Annotated in this window: 1 protein-coding gene; it reads left to right on the top strand. The window is 74.4% G+C overall.

Translation table 11 applies throughout. The features are described 5' to 3' along the window. Positions 1 to 68 precede the first annotated feature (68 nt). A partial coding sequence (locus tag ACFPZI_RS36830) for a type I polyketide synthase (RefSeq protein ID WP_381371523.1) occupies positions 69 to 25,601 on the top strand: 25,533 nt, incomplete at its 3' end.

The raw sequence follows: 25,601 nt of genomic DNA, 5'->3' as shown, positions 1-25,601 counted from the left end.
CGGCGAGCGCGAGATGCCCCCGCGTGATTCATGTTCGGCCACTGGCTGTCGAGATGGGTTGAGTTGAGATGGACAACGAACAGAAGCTCCGGGACTACCTCAAGCTTGCTACCGCGGACCTCCGGCGGACACGGCAGCGCGTCAACGAGCTGGAGTCGGCGGCCCAGGAGCCGATCGCCATCATCGGCATGACGTGCCGCTACCCCGGCGGCGTCAGCAGCCCGGAAGACCTCTGGCGCCTGGTCGAAGCCGGTGAGAACGGCATCTCCGACTTCCCCGCCGACCGCGGCTGGGACACCGAGGCGCTCGCCGCGTCCAGCACCCGGTCCGGCGGCTTCCTCCACGACGCCCCCGACTTCGACGCAGACTTCTTCGGCATCTCACCGCGCGAAGCCGTCGCCATGGACCCCCAGCAGCGCGTCGCGCTCGAATCGGCCTGGGAGGCCTTCGAGCGCGCGGGCATCGACCCGACCTCGGTCAAGGGCAGCCAGACCGGTGTGTTCATGGGCGCGATGGCCCAGGACTACCGGGTCGGCCCCGCCGACGGCGCGGAGGGGTTCCAGCTCACCGGCAACACCGGCAGCGTGCTGTCAGGACGCATCTCCTACACCTTCGGCACGGTCGGCCCCGCCGTCACCGTCGACACCGCCTGCTCCTCCTCCCTGGTGGCCGTCCACCTCGCCACCCAGGCGCTGCGCGCGGGGGAGTGCGCCCTCGCACTGGCCGGCGGCGTCACCGTCATGTCCAGCCCCGGCACCTTCATCGAAATGGGCCGCCAGGGCGGCCTCTCCGCCGACGGACGCTGCCGCTCCTTCGGCGACACCGCCGACGGCACCGGCTGGGCCGAGGGCGTGGGCGTCCTCGTGCTCGAACGGCTCTCCGACGCCCGGCGCAACGGCCACGAGGTCCTCGCCGTCGTACGCGGCACCGCCGTCAACCAGGACGGCGCGTCCAACGGACTCACCGCCCCCAACGGCCCCTCCCAGCAGGAGGTCATCCGGCAGGCCCTGGTCAACTCCCGGCTCTCCGCGTCCGAGGTCGACGCCGTCGAGGCGCACGGCACCGGCACCACACTCGGTGACCCGGTCGAGGCACAGGCCCTGCTCGCGACCTACGGCCAGGGACGCGAAGAGGACCGGCCGCTGCTGCTCGGCTCCGTCAAGTCCAACATCAGCCACACCCAGGCCGCGGCCGGTGTCGCCGGTGTCATCAAGATGGTCATGGCCATGCGGCACGGAGTGCTGCCGCGGACCCTGCTGGCCGACGAGCCCTCGTCGCACGTCGACTGGTCGCAGGGCGCGGTCCGCATCCTCGACGAGAACCGCCCGTGGCCCGAGACCGGCGCGCCCCGGCGGGCCGGCGTCTCCTCGTTCGGCATCAGCGGCACCAACGCGCACACCATCGTCGAGCAGGCCCCGCCCGCCCCCGTGAGCGAGGACGACGACACCGTCACGCACCGGGGCCCGGTGCCGCTGCTGGTCTCCGGACGGACCCGCGAGGCGCTGCGCGCCCAGGCCGCCTCGCTGGTGGCCGCGCTGGAGTCCGAGCCCGCCGCGAACACCCTCGACGTCGCTTACTCGCTGGCCACCACTCGCGCGGGCTTCGAGCACCGCGCCGTACTCATGGCCGCCGACCGCGAGACGGCGCTCGCCGGACTGACCGCGCTGGCCGAGGACCGCGAAGCCGCCGACCAGGTGCGCGGCGCCGCCCAGGGCGAGGGGAAGCTGGCGTTCCTCTTCACCGGCCAGGGCTCCCAGCGTCTGGGCGCGGGCCGTGAACTGCACGCCGCCTTCCCGGTCTTCGCCGACGCGCTGGACGCCGCCTTCGCCGTCCTGGACCCGCTGCTGGACCGCCCGCTGCGCGAGGTGCTCTGGGGCGAGGACGCCGAGGCGCTGAACCGTACCGAGTACGCGCAGCCCGCGCTGTTCGCCGTCGAGGTCGCGCTGTACCGCCTGGTGGAGTCCTGGGGCGTCAAGCCCGACTACCTGACCGGCCACTCCATCGGTGAGATCACCGCCGCCCACGTCGCCGGAGTGCTCTCCCTGAGTGACGCGGCCGTGCTCGTCACCGCCCGCGGCCGCCTGATGCAGGCACTGCCGGCGGGCGGCGCGATGGTCGCCGTGCAGGCCACCGAGGACGAGGTCGCCCCGCTGCTGGCCGGCCACGAGGACACCGTGTCCGTCGCCGCGGTCAACGGCCCCCGCTCGCTCGTCCTCGCGGGCGAGGAGGACGCGGTCGCCGAGATCGCCGCGCGCCTGGAGGCCGAGGGCCGCAGAACCAAACGCCTCGCCGTCTCGCACGCCTTCCACTCACCGCTCATGGAGCCGATGCTCGACGAGTTCCGCGCGGTCGTGTCCGGTCTGTCCCTCCAGGCCCCGCTGCTGCCGTTCGTCTCCAACCTCACCGGCGAGCCCGCCACCGTCGCGCAGGTCACCTCCGCCGACTACTGGGTGGACCACGTCCGCCGGGCCGTGCGCTTCGCCGACGGCATCGGCTGGCTCACCGACCACGGTGTCACCACCTTCCTCGAACTCGGCCCCGACAGCGTCCTGTCCGCGATGACCCAGGACTGCCTGGACGCCGCCGACGCCGACGGATCCACCGCGCTCCCCACCCTTCGCGCCGGCCGCCCCGAGACCCACGCCCTCACCACCGCGCTGGCCGGGCTGTACGTACGCGGCACCGCCGTCCGCTGGGCTGAGTACTTCGCCGGCACCGGCGCCCGCCGCCACGACCTGCCCACCTACGCCTTCCAGCGCCGCAGGTACTGGCCCAAGGGCGGCGCCCAGAGCCAGTCGGCCGATCTGCGCGCGGCCGGGCTCGGCGCCGCGCACCACCCGCTGCTCGCCGCCGCCGTCTCGCTCGCCGACTCCGAGGGCGTGCTGCTCACCGGCCGCCTCTCGCTCCAGTCCCACCCGTGGCTCGCCGACCACGCCGTGCGCGGCATCACGCTGCTCCCCGGCACCGCCTTCCTCGAACTCGCCGTCCGCGCGGGCGACGAGGTCGGCTGCGACCGGGTCGAGGAACTGACCCTGGCCGCGCCGCTGGTCCTGCCCGAGCAGGGCGGCATCCAGGTCCAGCTGTGGATCGGCAACCCCGACGACTCGGGCCGCCGTACGGTCGACGTCTATTCCCGGCCCGAGGGGAGCGACGAGAACGCCTGGACCCGGCACGCCACCGGTGTACTGGCCGTCGACGAGCAGACCGCCGGGCACGGCGCCGGATTCGACGCCGCGCAGTGGCCTCCCACCGGGGCCCGGCCCGTGTCCGTCGAGGGCCTCTACGACCGGCTGGCCGAGGACGGCTTCGCCTACGGCCCGGTCTTCCAGGGGCTGCGGGCCGCCTGGCGGCACGACGGCGACGTCTACGCCGAGGTCGCACTGCCCGAGGGCGGCGACACCGGAGCGGACACGTTCGGACTGCACCCCGCACTGCTGGACGCCGCGCTGCACGCCGCGTCCTTCGTCGAGCTCGGCGCGGACAGCCGCGGCGGGCTGCCCTTCTCCTGGGAGGGCGTGTCACTGCACGCCACCGGAGCCACCGCACTGCGCGTGCGGCTGACTCCGGCCGGCGAGGACTCGATCGCGATCCAGGTCGCCGACGCCTCCGGCGCGCCCGTGGTCTCCGTGGAGTCGCTGGTGCTGCGGGCGGTCGCCGCCCAGCAGCTCGACTCCGCCGGCACGGCCGCGCGCGACGCGCTGTTCGGCCTGGGCTGGGTGTCCGTACGGCAGGGGGCGACCGCTCCCGAGTCCGTCGCCTTGGTCGGCCCCGACGCGTTCGGACTCGTCGAGCACGGGGCGCTCACCGCCGCCGCGTACCGGGATCTGACGGAGCTGGCGGCGGCCGACGGGCCCGTGCCCGCCGTCGTCCTGGTGACCCTCGACGGCAGGACCGGCGCCGACGCGGCGCGGTCCGCCCACACCCTGACGGCCGAAGCCCTGGCATCCGCGCAGTCCTGGCTCGCCGACGAGCGATTCGCCGCGTCACGGCTGGTGTTCGTGACGCGCGGCGCGGTCGGTGGCACCGACGTGGCCGCGGCCGCGGTGTGGGGCCTGTTGCGGTCGGCGCAGTCGGAGAATCCGGGCTGCTTCGGCCTGGTGGACCTCGATCCGGTGGGACCGGTTGTTCTGCCGTTGCCGGCGCTGGGCCTGGACGAGCCGCAGGCGATCGTGCGCGACGGCGGCGTCCTGGCCGGGCGGCTGGTGCGCAGGGCGCTGGGCGAGATCGCCGCCGACCCGGTGTGGGACGGCGACGGCAGTGTTCTGATCACGGGCGGTACGGGTGGGCTGGGCGCGGTGATGGCCCGCCACCTGGTCGCCGAGCACGGTGCGCGCCGTCTGCTGCTGGTGAGCCGCCGGGGTGCGGACGCCGACGGCGCCGAAGCCCTGGTGGGCGAGTTGTCGGAGCTGGGCGCGGAGGTCTCGGTCGAGGCGTGCGACGTCGCCGACCGGGACGCGCTGGCCGACCTGCTGGCACGCCACACCGTCTCCGCCGTGATCCACACCGCCGGTGTGCTGGACGACGGTGTGCTGGGCTCGCTGACGCCGGAGCGGCTGGACGCGGTCCTGCGGCCCAAGGCCGACGCGGCCTGGAACCTGCACGAGCTGACACAGGACCACGCCCTCACCGCGTTCGTGGTCTTCTCCTCCGTCGCCGGCGTCATCGGCAGCGCGGGTCAGGGCAACTACGCGGCAGGAAACGCCTTCCTGGACGCGCTGATGGAGCGTCGCAGGGCCGAGGGACTGCCGGGCCTGTCCCTGGCCTGGGGACCGTGGGACCGCACCGGCGGCATGACGGGCACCCTGGCCGAGACCGAGGCGGACCGGCACGCCCGCTCCGGCGTGCGGGCGCTGACGCCCGAGCAGGGTGTGGCGCTCTTCGACGCGGCGCAGTCCACCTCGGAGCCCGTCGTCGTACCCGTGCGGCTGGACCTCCCGACGCTGCGCGCGCAGGGCGAAGTCCCGCCGCTGCTGCGCTCGTTGATCCGCACCCGTACCCGCCGTGCCTCCGTCGCCGGATCGAGCACGGCCAGTGGCCTCGTGCAGAAGCTGAACCGGCTGGAGACGGAGGAACGTCTCGACCTGCTGCTCGACCTCGTGCGCGGCCAGACCGCCCTCGTCCTGGGCCACGCGGGCGGCGAGGACATCGACCCCGGGCGTGCCTTCCGCGAGCTGGGCTTCGACTCCCTCACCGCCGTCGAGCTCCGCAACCGGCTCAACACCGTGACCGGGCTGCGGCTGCCCGCCACGCTGGTCTTCGACTACCCGACCGTGCGGAGCCTGGTCGGATACATCCTCGAAGAACTGCTCGGCGCCGAGGTGGCCGTGGCGCTGCCCGCGGCCGGGCGCGGCGCGGCGGAGGCGGACGACCCGATCGTGGTCGTGGGGATGAGCTGCCGCTATCCGGGCGGTGTGACCTCGCCCGAGGACCTGTGGCGACTGGTCACCGAGGGCGCGGACGTCATATCCGGCTTCCCGACCAACCGTGGCTGGGATGTGGACGGCCTCTTCGACCCGGACCCCGATCACAAGGGAACGTCCTACACGCGCTCGGGCGGATTCCTGCACGACGCGGGTGAGTTCGACCCGGCGTTCTTCGGGATGTCGCCGCGCGAGGCGCTGGCGACGGACTCGCAGCAGCGGCTGCTGCTGGAGACGTCGTGGGAGGCGATCGAGCGGGCCGGGATCGACCCGGTGTCGCTCAAGGGCAGTGCGACCGGCGTGTTCGCCGGTGTGATGTACAGCGATTACGGTGCGGTGCTGGCCGCCCCCGAGTTCGAGGGCTTCCGCGGCAGTGGCAGCTCGGCGAGTCTGGCGTCGGGCCGGGTGTCGTACACCCTGGGCCTGGAGGGTCCGGCGGTGACGGTGGACACGGCGTGTTCGTCGTCGCTGGTGGCGATGCACTGGGCGATGCAGGCCCTGCGCAGTGGCGAGTGCTCGCTGGCCCTGGCCGGCGGCGTGACGGTGATGTCGACCCCGTCGGTGTTCGTGGACTTCGCCCGGCAGCGCGGTCTTTCGGCCGATGGCCGGTGCAAGGCGTTCTCCGAGTCGGCCGACGGTGTCGGCTGGTCCGAGGGCATCGGCATGCTGGTGCTGGAGCGGCAGTCGGACGCGTTGCGCAACGGTCACGAGATTCTGGCCGTGGTGCGCGGCAGCGCGGTCAACCAGGACGGTGCGTCCAACGGTCTGACGGCGCCCAACGGTCCGTCGCAGCAGCGGGTGATCCGTCAGGCGCTCGCCAGCGGCGGCCTGTCGGCCGAGGACGTCGACGTCGTCGAGGCGCACGGCACCGGCACGTCGCTGGGTGACCCGATCGAGGCGCAGGCGCTGCTGGCGACGTACGGACGCGACCGCGACCCGGAGCAGCCTCTGCTGCTGGGTTCGGTGAAGTCGAACCTGGGACACACCCAGGCCGCCGCGGGCGTGGCGGGCGTGATCAAGATGGTGATGGCGATGCGCCACGGTGTGCTGCCGCAGACGCTGCACGTCGACGCCCCGTCCTCGCACGTGGACTGGACGGCGGGTGAGGTTGAACTGCTGACCGAGTCGACCCCCTGGCCCGAGACCGGCCGCCCCCGCCGCGCCGGCGTCTCCTCCTTCGGCATCAGCGGTACCAACGTCCACACCATCGTCGAACAGGCCCCGGCCACCACCGCACCGGAGCGCACCACCCCGAGCCACACCCCCGCGACCACGCCGTGGCTGATCTCGGGCCGGACCCGCGCCGCCCTGCGCGGCCAGGCGTCACGCCTGCTCTCCTACGTGCAGGCGCACCCCGAACTCGATCTGCTGGACGGGGCGTTCTCCCTCGCCACCACCCGCACCCGGTTCGACCAGCGGGCCGCCGTGCTCGCCGGGGACCGCGCCGGGCTGCTGCGTTCCCTCACCGGACTGGCCACCGAACGCCCCGACGCCGGGGTGATCGAGGGCGAGGCGACCCGGCGCGGCCGGACCGCGATGCTCTTCACCGGCCAGGGCAGCCAGCGCGCCGCCATGGGGCGCGAACTCTACGAGCGCTTCCCGGTGTTCGCCGAGGCCCTCGACGCGGTCTTCGCCGACCTCGACCCGCTGCTCGACCGCCCCCTGCGCGAGGTGCTGTTCGCGGCTGACGGCACGGACGAGGCCGCCCTGCTGGACACGACCGGCTGGACCCAGCCCGCGCTGTTCGCCGTCGAGGTCGCGCTGTTCCGTCTCGTACGGTCCTGGGGCATCAAGCCGGACTTCGTGGCCGGCCACTCCATCGGCGAGCTCGCGGCGGCCCACGCCGCCGGCGTCCTGTCGCTCACGGACGCCTGCACCCTGGTCGCCGCCCGCGCCAAGCTGATGCAGGCGCTGCCCACGGGCGGCGCGATGGTCGCTGTCCAGGCCACCGAGGACGAGGTCACCCCGCTGCTGGCCGGCCGCGAGGACGCCGTGGCGATCGCCGCCGTCAACGGACCCGACTCGGTCGTCGTCTCCGGCGACGAGGACGCCGTCCTGGAGATCGCCGCCGCGTTCGACGAGCTCGGGCGCAAGACCAAGCGCCTGCGGGTGAGCCATGCCTTCCACTCGCCGCGCATGGCCGCCATGCTCGACGCGTTCCGCACCGTCGTCGAAGGACTCACCTTCCACGCACCGCGCATCCCGCTGGTATCCAACCTGACCGGCGCCCTGGCCACCGACGAGCAGGTGTGCTCGGCCGAGTACTGGGTCACCCACGTCCGCGACACCGTCCGCTTCGCCGACTGCGTCCGCACCCTGCGCGACGCCGGCACGAGCACCTTCCTGGAACTGGGCCCCGACGGCCCGCTGTCCGCCATGGCCCAGGACACCCTCGGCGACACGTACGACGCCGAACTCGTCCCGCTCTGCCGCGCCGACCGCGGCGAGGAACTGGCCGTCACCACCGCGCTCGCCCGGCTCCAGGTCCAGGGCGTCACGGTGGACTGGACGGCCTACTTCGCCGACAGCGGCGCCCGCCGCGTCGACCTGCCCACCTACGCCTTCCAGCACGAGTTCTACTGGCCGCAGCTGCCCGCCGCGGCCGCCGCTGCGAACGGCACCGACCCCGCCGACCAGCGGCTGTGGGCCGCCGTCGAGCGCGGCGACGCCGACGAGCTGGCCGCCATCCTCGGCCTGGGCGAGCAGGAGCACGACTCCCTCGGCTCCCTGCTGCCCGCGCTGACCTCCTGGCGGCGCGGCAAGCAGGAGAAGTCCCGGCTGGACGCGCTGCGCTACCGCGTCGAATGGGCGCAGCTCAACAAGCCCGCCGCCCCGGTCCTCGACGGCACCTGGCTGCTCGTCACCGGCGACACCGAGGACGCCGGGGGCGCCGGCGAACTCGTCGAGCAGCTGGCGGGCACCCTGAGTGCGCACGGCGCGCGGGTGCACCGCCTCGCCCTGGACGCCGCGTGCGCCGACCGGCAGGTGCTCGCCGCCCGGCTCGAAGCCACCGAAGGCTTCGACAGCGCGGCCAACGTGCTCTCCCTGCTCCCGCTGGACGAGCGTCCCTCCGGCGCGTACGCGCCGCTCAGCCACGGCCTCGCCCTGACGCTCGCACTCGTCCAGGCACTCCACGACACGGGATCCCACGGACGGCTGTGGACGGCCACCCGCGGCGCCGTGTCCACCGGGCCCGCCGACCCCCTCACCCACCCCGTGCAGGCCGCGGCCTGGGGGCTCGGGCGGACCGTGGCCCTGGAACACCCGCGGCTCTGGGGCGGGCTCGTCGACCTGCCCGGGACGCTCGACGAGCGGACCGCGCAGCGCCTCGCCGGCGTCCTCGCCGTCAAGCACGCCCCCGACGGCGAGGACCAGGTGGCGCTCCGCGCGGGCGGGGCCCTGGGCCGCCGTCTCGTCCGGCACACCGCCGAAACCCTCCCGGTCGCCGAGGAGTTCACCGCCCGCGGCACCGTGCTGGTGACCGGCGGCACCGGTGGCCTCGGCGCGGAGGTCGGCCGCTGGCTGGCCCGCTCCGGCGCCGAGAACCTCGTCCTCACCAGCCGCCGCGGCCCGGACGCCCCCGGCGCCGACGCCCTGCGCGCCGAACTGGAGGAGCTGGGCGCCCGCGTCGAGATCGTCGCCTGCGACGCCGCCGACCGGGACGCGCTGGCCTCCGTGCTCGCCGCCGTCCCGGACGAACTGCCCCTGACCGGCGTGGTGCACACCGCGGGCGTCGGCCAGTACGGCCCCCTCGACGGGCTGACCCCCGCCGAGTTCGCCGAACTCACCTCCGCGAAGCTCGCGGGGGCCGCCCACCTCGACGAGTTGCTCGGGGACCGCGAACTCGACCTGTTCGTCCTCTTCGGCTCCATCGCCGGCGTCTGGGGCAGCGGCGGCCAGAGCGCCTACGGCGCCGCCAACGCCTACCTCGACGCCCTCGCCGAGCACCGGCGCGCCCGCGGACTGGCCGCCACCTCCGTCGCCTGGGGCCCCTGGGCCGAAGCGGGCATGGCCACCGACGAGGCGGTCTCCGGCGCCCTGCAGCGCCAGGGACTCGGCCTCCTGGAGCCGGTCCTCTCGATGACCGAACTGCGGCGCGCCGTCGTCCAGGGCGACACCACCGTCACCGTCGCCGACGTCGACTGGGACCGCTACGCACCGGTGTTCACCTCGGCCCGCCCCAGCGCGCTGCTCGACGGCCTGCCGGAGGTACGGGCGCTGGCCGACGCGGCAGGCGCCGCCGACACCGGTGACACCTCCGAGTTCGTCACACGGGTACGCGCCCTCTCCGAGCCCGAGCAGACCCGGCTCCTGTCCGACCTCGTACGCAGCGAGGCCGCCGTCGTCCTCGGCCACGGGTCCGCGGACAGCGTCCCCGAGGGACGCGCCTTCCGGGACATCGGCTTCGACTCGCTGACCGCCGTCGAACTGCGCAAGCGCCTGGCCGCCACCACCGGCCTCACCCTGCCCAGCACCATGGTCTTCGACTACCCGACCCCGCTGGAGCTGGCGCAGTACCTCCTGGCCGAGATCCTCGGCGCCGTCCTCGACGTGGCCGGGCCGGTCGCCACCGGCGCCGCCGACGACGAACCCATCGCCATCATCGGGATGGCCTGCCGCTTCCCCGGCGGAGCCGACTCGCCCGAGCAGCTGTGGGACCTGGTCACCGACGGCGCGGACGCCGTGTCGGACTTCCCCGTCAACCGCGGCTGGGACACCGAGGGCCTCTTCGACCCCGACCCGGACCGGCAGGGCAAGACCTACTCCACCCTCGGCGGCTTCCTGCACGAGGCCGACGCGTTCGACCCGACGTTCTTCGGCATCTCCCCGCGCGAGGCGCTGGTGATGGACCCCCAGCAGCGGCTGCTGCTGGAGACCACCTGGGAGACCTTCGAGCGCGCCGGGATCGACCCCGCCGCGGCCCGCGGAAGCCTCACCGGCACCTTCATCGGCTCCAGCTACCAGGACTACGGACTGGGCGCCGGCGACGGCGCCGAGGGCCACATGGTCACCGGCAGCATCCCCAGCGTCCTGTCCGGACGCATCTCCTACGTCATGGGCCTCGAAGGCCCCGCCGTCACCATCGACACCGCCTGCTCCTCGTCCCTGGTCGCGCTGCACCTGGCCTGCCAGTCGCTGCGCAACGGGGAGTCCACGCTCGCCGTCGCGGGTGGCGCCACGATCATGACCACCCCCGCCCCTTTCATCGCCTTCAGCCGCCAGCGGGCCCTCGCCCAGGACGGCCGCTGCAAGGCGTTCTCCGACGAGGCGGACGGCATGACCCTCGCCGAGGGCGTCGGCATCCTGCTGGTCGAACGGCTCTCCGACGCCCGGCGCAACGGACACCCCGTCCTCGCGGTGATCCGCGGCTCGGCGATCAACCAGGACGGCGCGTCCAACGGACTCACCGCCCCCAACGGGCCCGCCCAGCAGCGGGTGATGCGCCAGGCCCTGGCCAACGCCCGCCTGGCCCCCTCGGACATCGACGTCGTGGAGGCGCACGGAACCGGGACGCCCCTGGGCGACCCGATCGAGGCGCAGGCCCTGCTCGCGACGTACGGACGCGACCGCGACCCGGAGCGCTCGCTGCTGCTCGGCTCGGTCAAGTCGAACATCGGCCACACCCAGTCCGCCGCAGGTGTCGCCAGCGTCATCAAGATGGTCATGGCGCTGCGCCACGGCCTGCTGCCCAGGACCCTGCACGCCGACAACCCGTCCTCGCACGTGGACTGGGACTCCGGCTCCGTGCGGCTGCTGCACGAGGCCGTCGAGTGGCCCGAGACCGGCCGCCCGCGCCGCGGTGCCGTCTCCTCGTTCGGCATCAGCGGCACCAACGCCCACACCCTGATTGAGCAGGCGCCCTCCGCCGACGAGCCCGAGGCGGCCCCCGCCGCCGAGCCCGTGCCGGTGGCCGGCGGCGTCGTGCCGTGGACGGTCTCGGCGAAGACCGCCGCCGCGCTGCGTGCGCAGGCGGCCCGGCTCGTGTCGCACCTGGAGACCGCGAGCCCCGCGCCGCGCCCGCTCGACGTCGGATACTCGCTCGTCTCCTCCCGCGCGGTCTTCGAGCACCGCGCCGTGGTGGTCCCCACCGAGGACACCGACCCGATGGACGCCCTGCGCGCCGTCGCGGCCGACGGACCGTCCGCCGTGGTGGCCCGCGGGACCGCCGACGTCGAGGGCAAAACCGTCTTCGTCTTCCCCGGCCAGGGCTCTCAGTGGGTGGGCATGGGAGCCCGGCTGCTGACCGAGTCACCGGTCTTCGCCGAGCGAATCGCCGAATGCGCCGCGGCCATCGGTGAGTTCGTGGACTGGTCGCTCATCGACGTGCTCCAGGGCAAGGAGGGCGCGCCCACCCTGGAGCGCGTCGACGTCGTACAGCCCGCCTCGTTCGCGGTCATGGTGTCGCTGGCCGCCCTGTGGCGCTCCCGCGGCGTCGAGCCCGCGGCGGTCGTCGGCCACTCGCAGGGCGAGATCGCCGCGGCCGTCGTCTCCGGCGCGCTGTCCCTCCAGGACGGCGCCCGGGTCGTGACCCTGCGCAGCCAGGCCATCGGCCGCACCCTGGCCGGCCACGGCGGGATGATGTCGGTGGCGCTGCCGGTGGAGCAGCTGCAGAGCCGTCTCGACGCCTGGCAGGGCCGGGTGTCCGTCGCCGCCGTCAACGGACCGCGCTCGGTCGTCGTCTCCGGCGAACCCGAGGCGCTGGACGGGCTGTCGGACGAGCTGACCGCCGACGAGGTACGCGTGCGGCGGATCGCCGTGGACTACGCCTCGCACTCCGCCCAGGTAGAGAACCTCCACGACGAACTCCTCGACGTACTCGCGCCGATCGCCCCGCGCACCGGCGACGTCCCGTTCTTCTCCACGACGGCCGGCGACTGGCTGGACACCGGGGGGATGGACGCGGGCTACTGGTTCCGCAACCTGCGCCAGAGGGTCCTGTTCGCCGACGCCGTGCACGATCTGCTGGAGGCCGGACACCGCGCCTTCATCGAGGTCAGCTCGCACCCCGTACTGACCATGGCCGTGCAGGACATGATCGACGAGTCGGCCGAAACGGGCGTCGCCACCGGCACGCTGCGCCGGGACCAGGGCAGCGTGTCCCGCTTCCTGCTCTCCGCGGCCGAGGTCTTCGTCCGCGGCGTCGACGTCGACTGGGCAGGCGTCTTCGAGGGCGCCGGAGCCCGCCGGGTCGACCTGCCCACCTACGCGTTCCAGCACGAACAGCTCTGGGCCATCCCTCCCGCCGCCGAGCCGGCGGTGGCCGCCGACCCCGCCGACGCCGAGTTCTGGGCCGCCGTGGAGCAGGAGGACGTCTCCGCGCTCACCTCCGCCCTGGGCACGGACGAGAACTCCGTGGCCGCGGTCCTGCCCGCCCTCTCGTCGTGGCGCAGGTCCCGCAAGGACCGCTCCACCGTCGACTCCTGGCGCTACCGGGTGTCCTGGAGCCCCGTCGGCACCGTCCCGCAGCGGTCGCTGTCCGGCACCTGGCTGCTGGTCGGCGCCGAAGGCCACGACCACGACACGGACGAGGTCGCCGACGCACTGAGCGGCCAGGGCGCCGCGGTCACCCGCCTCGTCCTGGACGGGACGTGCGTGGACCGCGCGGTGCTCGTCGAACGGCTGGCCGGCGCCGGGGAGATCACCGGTGTCGTCTCCACGCTCGCCGCCGCCGAGGAGCCGGACGAGCGCACCCCCGTGCTGCCGCTCGGCCTGGCCCTGAGCGTCTCCCTGGTCCAGGCCCTGGGCGACGCCGGAATCGAGGCACCGCTGTGGTTCCTCACCCGGGGCGCGGTCTCCACCGGCCGCTCCGACGAGATCACCTCCCCCACCCAGGCCCTGGTCACCGGCGTCGGCTGGACCACCGCGCTGGAGCACCCGCAGCGCTGGGGCGGCGTCGTCGACCTGCCGCGCGCACTCGACCCGCGCGCCGCCGGACGGCTGGCGTCCGCACTGTCCGGCGCCCTGGGCGACGAGGACCAGCTCGCCGTCCGTGCCTCCGGGGTCTTCACCCGGCGCATCGTCCGCGTCGCGGCCGGCGGGCAGGGCCCGGCCCGCGACTGGACGCCGCGCGGCACCACCCTGATCACCGGCGGCTCGGGCACGCTCGCCCCGCACCTGGCCCGCTGGCTGGCCGGGCGGGGCGCCGAGCACCTGGTACTGATGAGCCGCCGGGGCGCGGACGCCCCGGGCGTGGCCGAACTCGTCGCGGAACTCACCGCTTCGGGCACGCAGGCCACCGCCGTCGCGTGCGACGTCACCGACCGCGACGCCGTTGCCGCTCTCCTCGCCCAGCTCAAGGCGGAGGGCCGCACCGTGCGCACGGTCGTGCACACCGCCGCGCTCATCGAGCTGTACTCGCTGGCCGAGACCACCATGGACGCCTTCTCCCGCGTCCTGGACGCCAAGGTGACCGGCGCCCGGGTCCTGGACGAACTCCTCGACCACGAGGACCTGGACGACCTGATCCTCTACTCGTCCACCGCCGGCATGTGGGGCAGCGGGGCGCACGCCGCCTACGTGGCAGGCAACGCCTACCTCGCGGCGCTTGCCGCCCACCGCCGCGCCCGCGGCCTGCGCGCCACCTCGCTCTCCTGGGGCATCTGGGCCGACGACATCAAGGCCGGCCGCGTCGACCCGCAGATGATCCGCCGCAGCGGCCTGGAGTTCATGGACCCGCAGCTGGCGCTGAGCGGACTGAAGCGGGCCCTGGACGACGACGAGACGGCCGTCGCGGTCGCCGACGTCGACTGGGCGACGTACCACCCCGTCTTCACCTCCAGCCGCCCCACCAACCTCTTCACCGAGATCCCCGAGGTCCGGGCCCTGACCGAGGCCGCCGAGCAGAGCACCGGCACCGTGGTGGAGGGCGAGTTCACCGCCCGGCTGCGGGCCCTGTCCGCCGCCGAGCAGGAGCGGCTGGTCCTGGAGGTCGTCCGCACCGAGGCCATGGCCGTGCTGGGCCTGTCGACCCCCGACGCCCTGCCGGACCAGCGTGCCTTCCGTGACGTGGGCTTCGACTCGCTCACCGCCGTCGGACTGCGCAACCGCCTCGCGTCCGTCACCGGACTGACGCTGCCGACGACCATGGTCTTCGACTACCCCAACCCGGCCGCACTCGCCGGATTCCTCCGCACCGAGCTGGCCGGCGCCCAGAGCGCCGGAGCGCCCGCGGCCACCGCGTCCGCCGCCGCGACCGACGACGACCCCATCGTCATCGTCGGCATGGGCTGCCGCTACCCCGGCGGGGTCACCTCGCCCGAGGAGCTGTGGAAGCTCACCCTGGAGGGCATCGACGCCGTCTCCGCCTTCCCCGCCGACCGGGGCTGGGACGCCGAGGGACTCTACGACCCGGACCCCGACCGGTCCGGCAAGACCTACTCGGTCCAGGGCGGATTCCTCCAGGACGTCGCCGAGTTCGACCCCGGCTTCTTCGGGATCTCGCCGCGCGAGGCGATGTCGATGGACCCGCAGCAGCGCCTCCTGCTGGAGACGGCCTGGGAAGCCTTCGAGCACGCCGGGATCGACATCGTCTCCCAGCGCTCCAGCCTCACCGGCACCTTCATTGGCGCCAGCTACCAGGACTACGCGTCCAGCGTGGCCAACTCCTCCGAGGGCTCCGAAGGCCACATGATCACCGGCACGCTCTCCAGCGTGCTGTCCGGCCGGGTCAACTACCTGTTCGGCTTCGAGGGACCGGCCGTCACCCTCGACACCGCCTGCTCGTCGTCCCTGGTCGCGCTCCACCTGGCCTGCCAGTCCCTGCGCAACGGCGAGAGCACCCTGGCGCTCGCGGGCGGCGTCAGCATCATGTCCACCCCCAGCGCGTTCGTCGGCTTCAGCCGCCAGCGGGCCCTCGCCACCGACGGCCGCTGCAAGGCGTACGCCGAGGCCGCCGACGGCATGACCCTCGCCGAGGGCGTCGGCCTGGTCCTGCTGGAGCGCCTCTCCGACGCCCGCCGCAACGGCCACACCGTGCTCGCCGTCGTCCGCGGCTCCGCCGTCAACCAGGACGGCGCGTCCAACGGCCTCACCGCCCCCAACGGCCCCTCCCAGCAGCGCGTCATCCGCCAGGCCCTGGCCAACGCCGGTCTGCGGTCCCGCGAGGTCGACGTCATCGAGGGCCACGGCACCGGGACCGCCCTGGGCGACCCCATCGAGGCCCAGGCCCTGCTCACCACCTACGGCCAGGACCGGGACGGCGAACGGCCCCTGCTGCTCGGCTCGGTCAAGACCAACATCGGCCACACCCAGATGGCCTCCGGCGTCGCCAGCGTGATCAAGATGGTGCACGCCCTCCAGGAGGGCGTCGTACCGAAGACCCTCCACATCGACACCCCGTCCTCGCACGTGGACTGGTCCTCCGGCGCCATCGACCTGCTCACCGAGCGCACCGACTGGCCCGAGACCGGCCGCCCGCGCCGCGGTGCCGTCTCCTCGTTCGGCCTCAGCGGCACCAACGTGCACGCGATCCTCGAACAGGCGCCCGCCGATGAGCCCGCCGACCGGCCGGCCCCCGCCGGCCGGCCCCGCCCCGGCGTCCTGCCGCTGGTGGTCTCCGCCCGCAGCGAGGCCGCCCTGCGCGCCCAGGCCGGACGGCTGCTCGCCCTGGTCGAGGAGCGCCCCGACACCCCCCTGACCGACCTCGCCTTCTCCCTGGCCACCTCCAGGGCCGGCCTGGAGCGCCGCGCCGCCGTGGTGGCGGGGGAGCGCGACGAACTGCTGCGCGGCCTGCTGGCGCTGCGCGACGGACTGCCCGGACCCGGCGTGGTCCAGGGCGGCACGGCTCGCGGCCGCACGGCGTTCCTGTTCACCGGACAGGGCAGCCAGCGGCCCGGCATGGGCCGCGAGCTGTACGAGCGCTACCCCGTCTTCGCCGACGCGCTCGACGCCGTACTGGCCCGGATGGACGGCGCCCTCGACCGGCCGCTGCGCGGGATCCTGTTCTCCGCCGACGGCTCGCCCGAGGCGGCCCTCCTCGACCGCACCGAGTACGCGCAGCCCGCGCTGTTCGCCGTCGAGGTGGCCCTGTTCCGGCTCACCGAGTCGTGGGGCATCACCCCCGACTACCTCGCCGGGCACTCCGTCGGGGAGCTCGCCGCCGCGCACGTCGCGGGCGTGCTCACCCTGCCGGACGCGTGCACCCTGGTGGCGGCGCGCGGACGGCTGATGCAGGCGCTGCCCGAGGGCGGCGCGATGATCTCCCTGGAGGCCGCCGAGGACGAGGTCCTGCCGCTGCTGGAGGGCCACGAGGACGAGGTGTCCGTCGCCGCCGTCAACGGCCCGGCGTCGCTTGTCATCGCCGGCGCCGAGGACACCGTCCTCGGCATCGCCGCCACCCTGGGCGAACGCGGCCGCAGGACCAAGCGGCTGCGGGTGAGCCACGCCTTCCACTCGCCCCTCATGGACGGCATGCTCGACGACTTCGCCCGCGTCGCGCGGGGCGTCACCTACCAGCCGCCGGTGATCCCCCTCGTCTCCAACGTCACCGGCGGCCTCGCCGCCGAGGACCAGATGACCGACCCGGAGTACTGGGTCCAGCACGTGCGCCGGGCCGTCCGCTTCGCCGACGGCGTCAACTGGCTCTCCGCACAGGGCCAGGTCCGCACCTTCCTGGAGATCGGCCCCGACGGCGTGCTCTGCGGCATGGCCCGCGACAGCCTCACCGACGAGCCGCGCACCGCGCTGCTGCCGCTGCTGCGGAGCGGCCGGCCCGAGGAGCAGACCGTCACCACCGCGCTGGCCGGCGCCCACGCCAACGGCGTGGACGTCGACTGGCCCGCGTACTTCGCGGACAGCGGCGCCGGCCGGATCGCACTGCCCACCTACGCCTTCCAGCGCGAGCGGTACTGGCCCGACACCCTCGCCGCCCCCGCCGCCGGACCCGTGAGCGCCGGCAGCGCCGCCGACGCCGAGTTCTGGTCGGCGATCGAGCGCGACGACGTCGGCTCACTCGTCGCCTCACTGGGCCTCGACGACGCGACCGTCACCGCGATGGTCCCGGCGCTCACCGCCTGGCGCCGCCGCCGCGACGAGCAGTCCGAGGTGGACGCCTGGCGCTACCGCGTCACCTGGAAGCCGCAGACCGGATCCACCGCCCCCAGCGCGCTCACCGGACGCTGGCTGGTCCTCACACCGCCCGGCACCGACGAGGCCGAATGGTCCGCCGACGTCGTCGCCGCCCTCGCGACACAGACCGTCCTGTGCGAGGGCGTCGGCCCCGACCGGGCCGCGCTCGCCGAACGGCTGGCCGCACTGCGCGCCGAACACGGCGAGTTCGCCGGCGTCCTGTCACTGCTCGGCCTCACCGGCTGCGGCGGCCTCGCCCGCACCGGGGTTCCCGACTCCCTGCTCCTGACCGCCGTCGCCGTACAGGCGCTCGGCGACGCGGACATCGACGCCCCCCTGTGGGCCGTCACCCGCGGCGCCGTCTCCGTGGGCCGCTCCGAGCCGGTCGTCGGACTCGACCAGGCCGCCGTATGGGGCCTGGGCCGCGTCGTCGCCCTCGAACAGCCCGACCGCTGGGGCGGCTGCGTCGACCTGCCCGAACAGCTCGACACCCACAGCGCGCGCAGGCTGCGCGGCGTCCTGGCCGGGACCGCCGGGGAGAGCGAAGCGGCCGTACGCGCCTCCGGCGTGTTCGTACGCCGCCTCGCCCACAGCCCCGCGGCGCAGACCACCGCGGTCACCTTCGACCCGACGGGCACCACCCTGATCACCGGCGGCACCGGCGGCCTCGGCGGCCACGTCGCCCGCGGCCTGGCCCGCGCCGGCGCGGAACACCTGCTGCTCGTCAGCCGCCGTGGCGAGGACGCCCCCGGCGCGGACGCGCTGCGCGCCGAACTGGAGGGCCTGGGCGCCCGGGTCACCATCTTCGCCTGCGACGTCGCCGACCGCGACGCGCTGGCCGCCCTGCTCGACTCCGTGCCCGACGACGCCCCGCTCAACGCGGTGATCCACACGGCCGGTGTCGTCCAGGACGGCGTGGTGGACACCCTGACCCAGGACAGCTTCCGGACCGTACTGGAGGCCAAGGTCGCCTCCGCGCTCAACCTGCACGAGCTGACCGCCCACCTCCCGCTGTCCGCGTTCGTCCTCTTCTCCTCCACCGCCGGTGTCTTCGGCGCCGCAGGACAGGGCAACTACGCCGCGGCAAACGCCTACCTGGACGCCCTCGCCGAGTACCGGCGGGCACACGGCCGCACCGCGCTCTCCGTCGCCTGGGGCCCCTGGGCCGGATCGGGCATGGTCGCCGACGAGGCGGAGATCGAACGGCGCGTACGGCGCGGCGGTTTCGAGCCCCTCGCGCCGGAACCCGCCGTACGCGCCCTGCTCCGCGCCATCGAGCAGGACGACACCGCCCTCGCGCTCGCCGACATCGACTGGGCCCGCTTCGTCCCGGCGTTCGCCTCGACCCGCCCGCTGCCGCTCGTCGGCGACCTGCCGGAAGTGCGGCAGTCGGCCACCGCACCGGCCGGCGCCACCGGCGACGACACGCTGCTTCGACAGCGCCTCGTGGAGCTCCCGGACGCCGAGCGCGGCGCGTTCGTGCTCGACCTGCTGCGCACCCAGGTCGCCGCCGTGCTCGGCCACAGCGACCCCGGCGCCATCGAGGACGACCGGGCCTTCCGCGACCTGGGCTTCGACTCGCTGACCACGCTCGAACTGCGCAACACCCTGGCCGCCGTCACCGGGCTCAGCCTCCCGGTGTCCCTGGTCTACGACCGGCCGACCCCGCGCGAGATGGCGGACTTCCTGCTCGCCGAGATCCTCGGCTCGCTGCCCGAGCGCGCCGCCGCCCCGGTGGCGAGCGGCAAGCCCGTCCACGACGACCCGATCGCCGTCGTCGGCATGAGCTGCCGCTTCCCCGGCGGCGTCACCTCGCCCGAGGAACTGTGGCGACTGCTCGAAGAGGGCGGGGACGGCATCACCCGGTTCCCCGACGACCGCGGCTGGGACATCGAGGCGCTCGGAGCGGGCGCGTCGGACACCCTCGAAGGCGGATTCCTCACCCAGGTCGCCGACTTCGACGCCCGCTTCTTCGGCATCTCGCCGCGTGAGGCGCTCGCCATGGACCCGCAGCAGCGCCTGCTGCTGGAGGCCACCTGGGAGGCGCTGGAGCGGGCGGGCATCGACCCCTCGGCCCTGCGCGGCTCCAGCACCGGCGTCTTCGTCGGCACCAACGGCCAGGACTACCCCAACCTGCTGCGTCGGTCACCGTCCGACGTACAGGGCTACGTCGCCACCGGCAACACCGCCAGCGTCATGTCGGGCCGGCTCTCCTACGCGCTCGGCCTGGAGGGCCCGGCCGTCACCGTCGACACCGCCTGCTCCTCCTCGCTGGTCGCGATGCACTGGGCCGGCAAGGCGCTGAGCGCCGGCGAGTGCTCCCTGGTGATCGCGGGCGGCGTCTCGGTGATGTCGAGCCCCGACTCCTTCGTCGAGTTCTCCCGGCAGGGCGGACTGGCCCCCGACGGCCGGTGCAAGGCGTTCTCCGACAGCGCCGACGGCACCGCCTGGTCCGAGGGCGTGGGCATCCTGGTCCTGGAGCGGCTCTCCGACGCCGTACGCAACGGACACGAGGTCCGCGGCATCATCCGCTCGACCGCCGTCAACCAGGACGGCGCGTCCAACGGCCTGACCGCCCCCAACGGCCCCTCCCAGCAGCGGGTCATCCAGCAGGCGCTCGCCGACGCCGGACTGAGCCCCGCCCACATCGACGCCGTCGAGGCCCACGGCACCGGCACCACCCTGGGCGACCCGATCGAGGCCCAGGCGCTGCTCACCGCCTACGGGCAGGACCGGGAGCGTCCGCTGCTGCTCGGCACCGTCAAGTCCAACATCGGTCACACCCAGGCCGCCGCCGGTGTCGCGGGCGTCATCAAGATGCTGATGGCGATGCGCCACGGCACGCTGCCCAAGTCCCTGCACATCGGCGCCCCGTCCGCGCACGTGGACTGGTCGGCGGGCGCGGTGGAGCTGCTGACCGAGCAGACCGCCTGGCCCGAGACCGGCCGCCCGCGCCGCGCCGGAGTCTCGGCGTTCGGTGTCAGCGGTACGAACGCGCACGTCATCGTCGAGCAGGCGCCGGCGCTCGAAGCGCCGCAGGCGCAGCCCGCCGAGCCGGCCGCCGCCCCCGCCGTCGTGCCGTGGATCGTCTCCGGCCGGACGCGTGAGGCCCTCCAGGCACAGATCGACCGGATCACCGGCTTCGCCGCGCTGAACACCGGCCTGTCCCCGCTGGACATCGGCCGCTCGCTCGCCACCGACCGCACGGTCTTCCCGCACCGCGCGGTGCTGCTGGCCGGCCCCGACGGTGTGCGCGAGAGCGCACGCGGAGTCGCGAGCCGCGCCCCGGGCAAGACGGCGTTCCTCTTCTCCGGCCAGGGCAGCCAGCGCGCCGCCATGGGCCGCGAGCTGTACGAACGGTTCCCCGTCTTCGCCGAGGCGCTGGACGCGGTCCTCGCCCACCTGGACACGGAGCTCGAATTCCCGCTCAGGGAAGTGCTGTTCGCCCTCCCGGGAACCTTCGAGGCGGAACTCCTCGACGAGACCGGCTGGACCCAGCCCGCCCTGTTCGCCGTCGAGGTAGCCCTGTTCCGGCTCGCCGAGTCGTGGGGCATCCCCCCGGACTTCGTCGCCGGACACTCCATCGGTGAGATCACCGCCGCCCATGTGGCGGGCGTGTTCTCCCTGGCCGACGCCTGCCGCCTGGTCGCGGCCCGCGCCACCCTGATGCAGGCGCTCCCGCAGGGCGGCGCGATGGTCGCCATCGAGGCCACCGAGGACGAGGTCGCCCCGCTGCTCGACGCGAACGTGTCGATCTCCGCGGTCAACGGCCCCCGCTCGCTGGTCGTCGCCGGCGCCGAGGACGCCGTCCTGCTGGTCGCCGAGATGTTCGCCGCCGACGGCCGCCGCACCAGGCGGCTGCGGGTCTCGCACGCCTTCCACTCGCCGCTGATGGACGCGATGCTCGCGGACTTCGCCCGGGTCACCGATGGCCTGACCTACGACAAGCCCCGCATCCCGGTGGTCTCCAACCTCACCGGCGCCCTGGCGACCGCCGACGAACTGCGCTCCCCGGCCTACTGGGTGCGGCACGTGCGCGAAGCCGTACGGTTCGCCGACGGGATACGGACGCTGCGGGACGCCGGAGTCGGCGCCTTCGTCGAGCTGGGCCCGGACGGGGTGCTCTCCGCGATGGCCCAGCAGAGCCTGGACGGCGCCCAGCCGGCGCCCCTGGTCGTGCCGTTCCTGCGCAAGGACCAGAGCGAGGAAGCGGCGGTCGTCGCCGCACTGGCCGCCCTGCACGCCCACGGGACGGGACCGCGCTGGTCCGCGTTCTTCGAGGGGCTGGGGGCACGCCGGGTCGAACTGCCGACGTACGCCTTCCAGCGCGAGCGGTACTGGCCGGAGCCCGCCGCCATCGCGGCCGTCGGCGTGCCCGACCCGGTGGACGCCGCGTTCTGGTCGGCCGTCGAGCGCCAGGACGTCGAGTCGCTGGCCGCCTCGCTCGACCTGGACGGCGACACCGTCACCACGATGGTGCCCGCGCTCTCCGCGTGGCGCCGCCGCCGCGGCGAGCAGTCCGCCGGCGCCGACTGGCGCTACCGCGAGACCTGGACCCCGCTGCCCGCACGGACCGCCGCCGCACCTTCCGGCACCTGGCTCGTGCTCCTGCCCGCCGGAGACCCGTCCCCGTGGACGGACGCCGCCGTCGAGGCGCTGGGCGCGGACGTCGTACGGGTGAACGCCGGGCCCACCGCCGCCGACCTGACACGGCTGCTCGCCACGGCCCGCGAGGACCGCGACGCAACGGGCTTCGCCGGAGTCGTCTCCCTGCTCGCCACCGGCACCACGGACGCCACCGGCCTGCCGCCGGAGACGGCCTGGCCCGAGGCGCTGCTGACGGCCCTGGGCGAAGCGGGCATCGACGCGCCGCTGTGGTGCGTCACCCGGGGCGCGGTGTCCGTCTCCGCCACCGAGCCGCTGCTGAGCGCCGGACAGGCCGCCGTATGGGGGCTCGGCCGGGTCGCCGCACTGGAACACTCCGACCGCTGGGGCGGGCTCATCGACCTCCCCGCCACGCTCGACGACCGCACGGGCGCCGCCTTCGCGGCGGCCCTGACCCACCGCGACGGCGAGGACCAGATCGCGGTCCGCGCCACCGCGACCCTCGGACGCCGCCTGGTCCGTACGACCGCCACGACGGCCAACCCGGCCGGCGACTCCTGGCGGCCCACCGGCACCGTGCTCATCACCGGCGGCACCGCGGCGATGGGCGGCAGGGCCGCCCGCAGGCTGGCCCGCGACGGCGCCCGGCACCTCGTCCTGACCGGCCGCCACGCGGACGACCTCGCCGGGACCGAGGGGCTCGAAGCCGAACTGGAACAGCTCGGAGCCACGGTCACCTTCGCCGTCTGCGACGTGTCCGACCACGACGCGCTGACCGCCCTGCTGGCCGCGCTCCCCGAGGACCTGCCGCTGACCGCGGTGATCCACGCGGAGGCGGACACCGACGGCATCGGCGCCGGAGAGGCGGGGCTCACCGCCGCCGTCGCCGGCGCGGTCCAGCTCGACGCCGTACTCGGCGACCGGCCGCTCGACGCGTTCGTCCTCTTCGGCACGATCGCCGGAGTCTGGGGCGTCCGGGGCCAGGCCGCGCAGGCCGCGCACGGCGCGTACCTCGACGCCCTCGCCCGGCAGCGCCGCGACCGCGGCGCCACCGCGCTCACCGTCTCCTGGAGCGCCTGGTCGGACCTGGTCGAGCCCTCCATGGCCGCGCACCTGCGGCTGAGCGGCCTGCCCGTGCTCGACCCCGACGCGGCGCTCGCCGCGCTCGGCCGGGCCGTCGCCGACGACGAACCGGCCGTCACCGTCGCCGACGTGCGCTGGGAGACCTTCGCGCCGGCCTTCACCGAAAGCCGCCGCACCGCCCTGCTGGCCGGCCTGCCCGAAGCCCGCACCGCCATCACCGCCGCCGACGCCGACCGCGGCGACGAGCTCTCGGCGGACGGCGCCTACCGGCGCGACCTGCTCGCGCTGCCCGAGGCGGAGCGCGACGACGCCCTGCTGGCCCTGGTGACCGACAAGGTCGCCGTGGTCCTGGGCCACTCGAACACCGACGCCGTCGAATCCGACCTGCCCTTCCGGGACCTCGGCTTCGACTCGCTGACCGCCGTCGACCTGCGCAACCAGCTCACGGCCGCCATCGGCGTCACCCTGCCCGCCACCCTGGTCTTCGACCACCCGACCCCGGCCGAACTCGCCCTGCACCTGCGCAGCCTGCTGCTCGGCGCACTGCCGGACACCACGGCCCCCGTCGTGGCCTCGGCGCACACCGGGGACGACCCCGTCGTCATCGTCGGCATGGCCTGCCGCTACCCCGGTGGCGTCGGCTCGCCCGAGGACCTGTGGCAGCTCGTACTCGACGAGACCGACGCCGTGGGCGAGTTCCCCACCGACCGCGGCTGGGACCTCGACACTCTGCTCGGCGGCCCGCCGGAGGGCGGCCGCGGCCGCAGCACCACCGGAAACGGCGGCTTCCTCTACGACGCCGCCGACTTCGACCCCGCCGTGTTCGGCATCTCGCCGCGCGAGGCCATCGTGATGGACCCGCAGCAGCGCATCGTGCTCGAAGCCGCCTGGGAGGCACTGGAGCGGGCGGGCATCGACGCGGCGACCCTGCGGGGGAGCACCACCGGCGTCTACGTCGGAGGCGGCAGCGGCGACTACCGGCCGCCGGCCGAGGCGGGACAGTGGGAGACGGCCCAGTCGGCCAGCCTCCTGTCCGGCCGCATCGCGTACTCCTTCGGACTCCAGGGGCCCACGGTCTCCGTCGACACGGCGTGCTCCTCGTCGCTGGTCGCCCTGCACCTCGCGGCCCAGGCCCTGCGCTCGGGCGAGTGCTCCATCGCCCTGGCCGGCGGTGTGACCGTCATGGCCACCCCGGCGGGCTTCGTCGAATTCAGCGCCCAGGGCGCACTGTCCGACGACGGCCGCTGCAAGGCATTCTCCGACTCGGCCGACGGCACCGGCTGGTCCGAGGGTGTGGGCATGCTCGTCGTCGAGCGGCTCTCCGACGCCCGGCGCAACGGCCACCACGTCCTGGCGGTCCTGCGCGGCTCCGCCATCAACCAGGACGGCGCCTCCAACGGACTGACGGCGCCCAGCGGACCCGCCCAGCAGCGGGTCATCCGCCAGGCCCTCGCCAACTCCGGTCTGACGACCGCCGAGGTCGACGCGGTCGAGGCCCACGGCACCGGCACCAAGCTCGGAGACCCGATCGAGGCGCAGGCGCTGCTGGCCACCTACGGCCAGGGCCGCGACCCCGAGCACCCGGTGCTGCTCGGCTCGCTGAAGAGCAACATCGGTCACAGCCAGGCGGCCTCCGGCGTCGCCGGCGTGATCAAGATGGTGATGGCGATGCGGCACGGCACCCTGCCGAGGTCGCTCTACGCCGAGACGCCGACCACCCAGGTCGACTGGACGGCGGGCGCCGCCCGGCTGCTCACCGAGCCGGTCGCCTGGCCCGATTCCGACCTCCCGCGCCGCGCCGCGGTCTCCTCGTTCGGTGCGAGCGGCACGAACGCCCACGTCATCCTGGAACAGGCGCCGCCCGCCGGGACCGACCCGACGGTCACCACCCCGCACGGACCGGCCCGCGAGCCCGGGGCGCTGCCGGTGCTGCTCTCCGGCAAGTCCGAGAACGCGCTGCGCGCCCAGGCCCGCAGGCTGCTCACCCAGGTGACCGCACGACCGGACGCCGCACTGACCGACCTGGCGTTCTCCCTGGCGACGACCCGCACGGCCTTCGACCACCGGGCCGCCCTGACGACCACCGACCGTGAAGGTCTGCTGGCGGGGCTCACCGCCCTGGCGGAGGGACGCACGGCGCCCGAGCTGGTCGAGCACCAGGTGGAGCGGGTCGGGAAGCGCGCGTTCTTCTTCTCCGGTCAGGGTTCGCAGCGGCTGGGGATGGGCCGGGAGCTTTACGGCCGGTTCCCGGTGTTCGCGGAGGCGCTGGACGCGGTGTTCGCTGTGCTGGATCCGCTGCTGGAGCGCCCGTTGCGTGAGGTGATGTGGGGCGAGGATGCGGAGCTGTTGAACGAGACGGGCTTCGCTCAGCCGGCGTTGTTCGCCATCGAGGTGGCGTTGTTCCGTCTGGTGGAGTCGTGGGGTGTC

The sequence above is a fragment of the Streptomyces chlorus genome, assembly GCF_042655885.1.
Taxonomy (GTDB): Bacteria; Actinomycetota; Actinomycetes; order Streptomycetales; family Streptomycetaceae; genus Streptomyces; species Streptomyces chlorus.
This window is presented reverse-complemented; position numbering and strand designations above follow the sequence as displayed.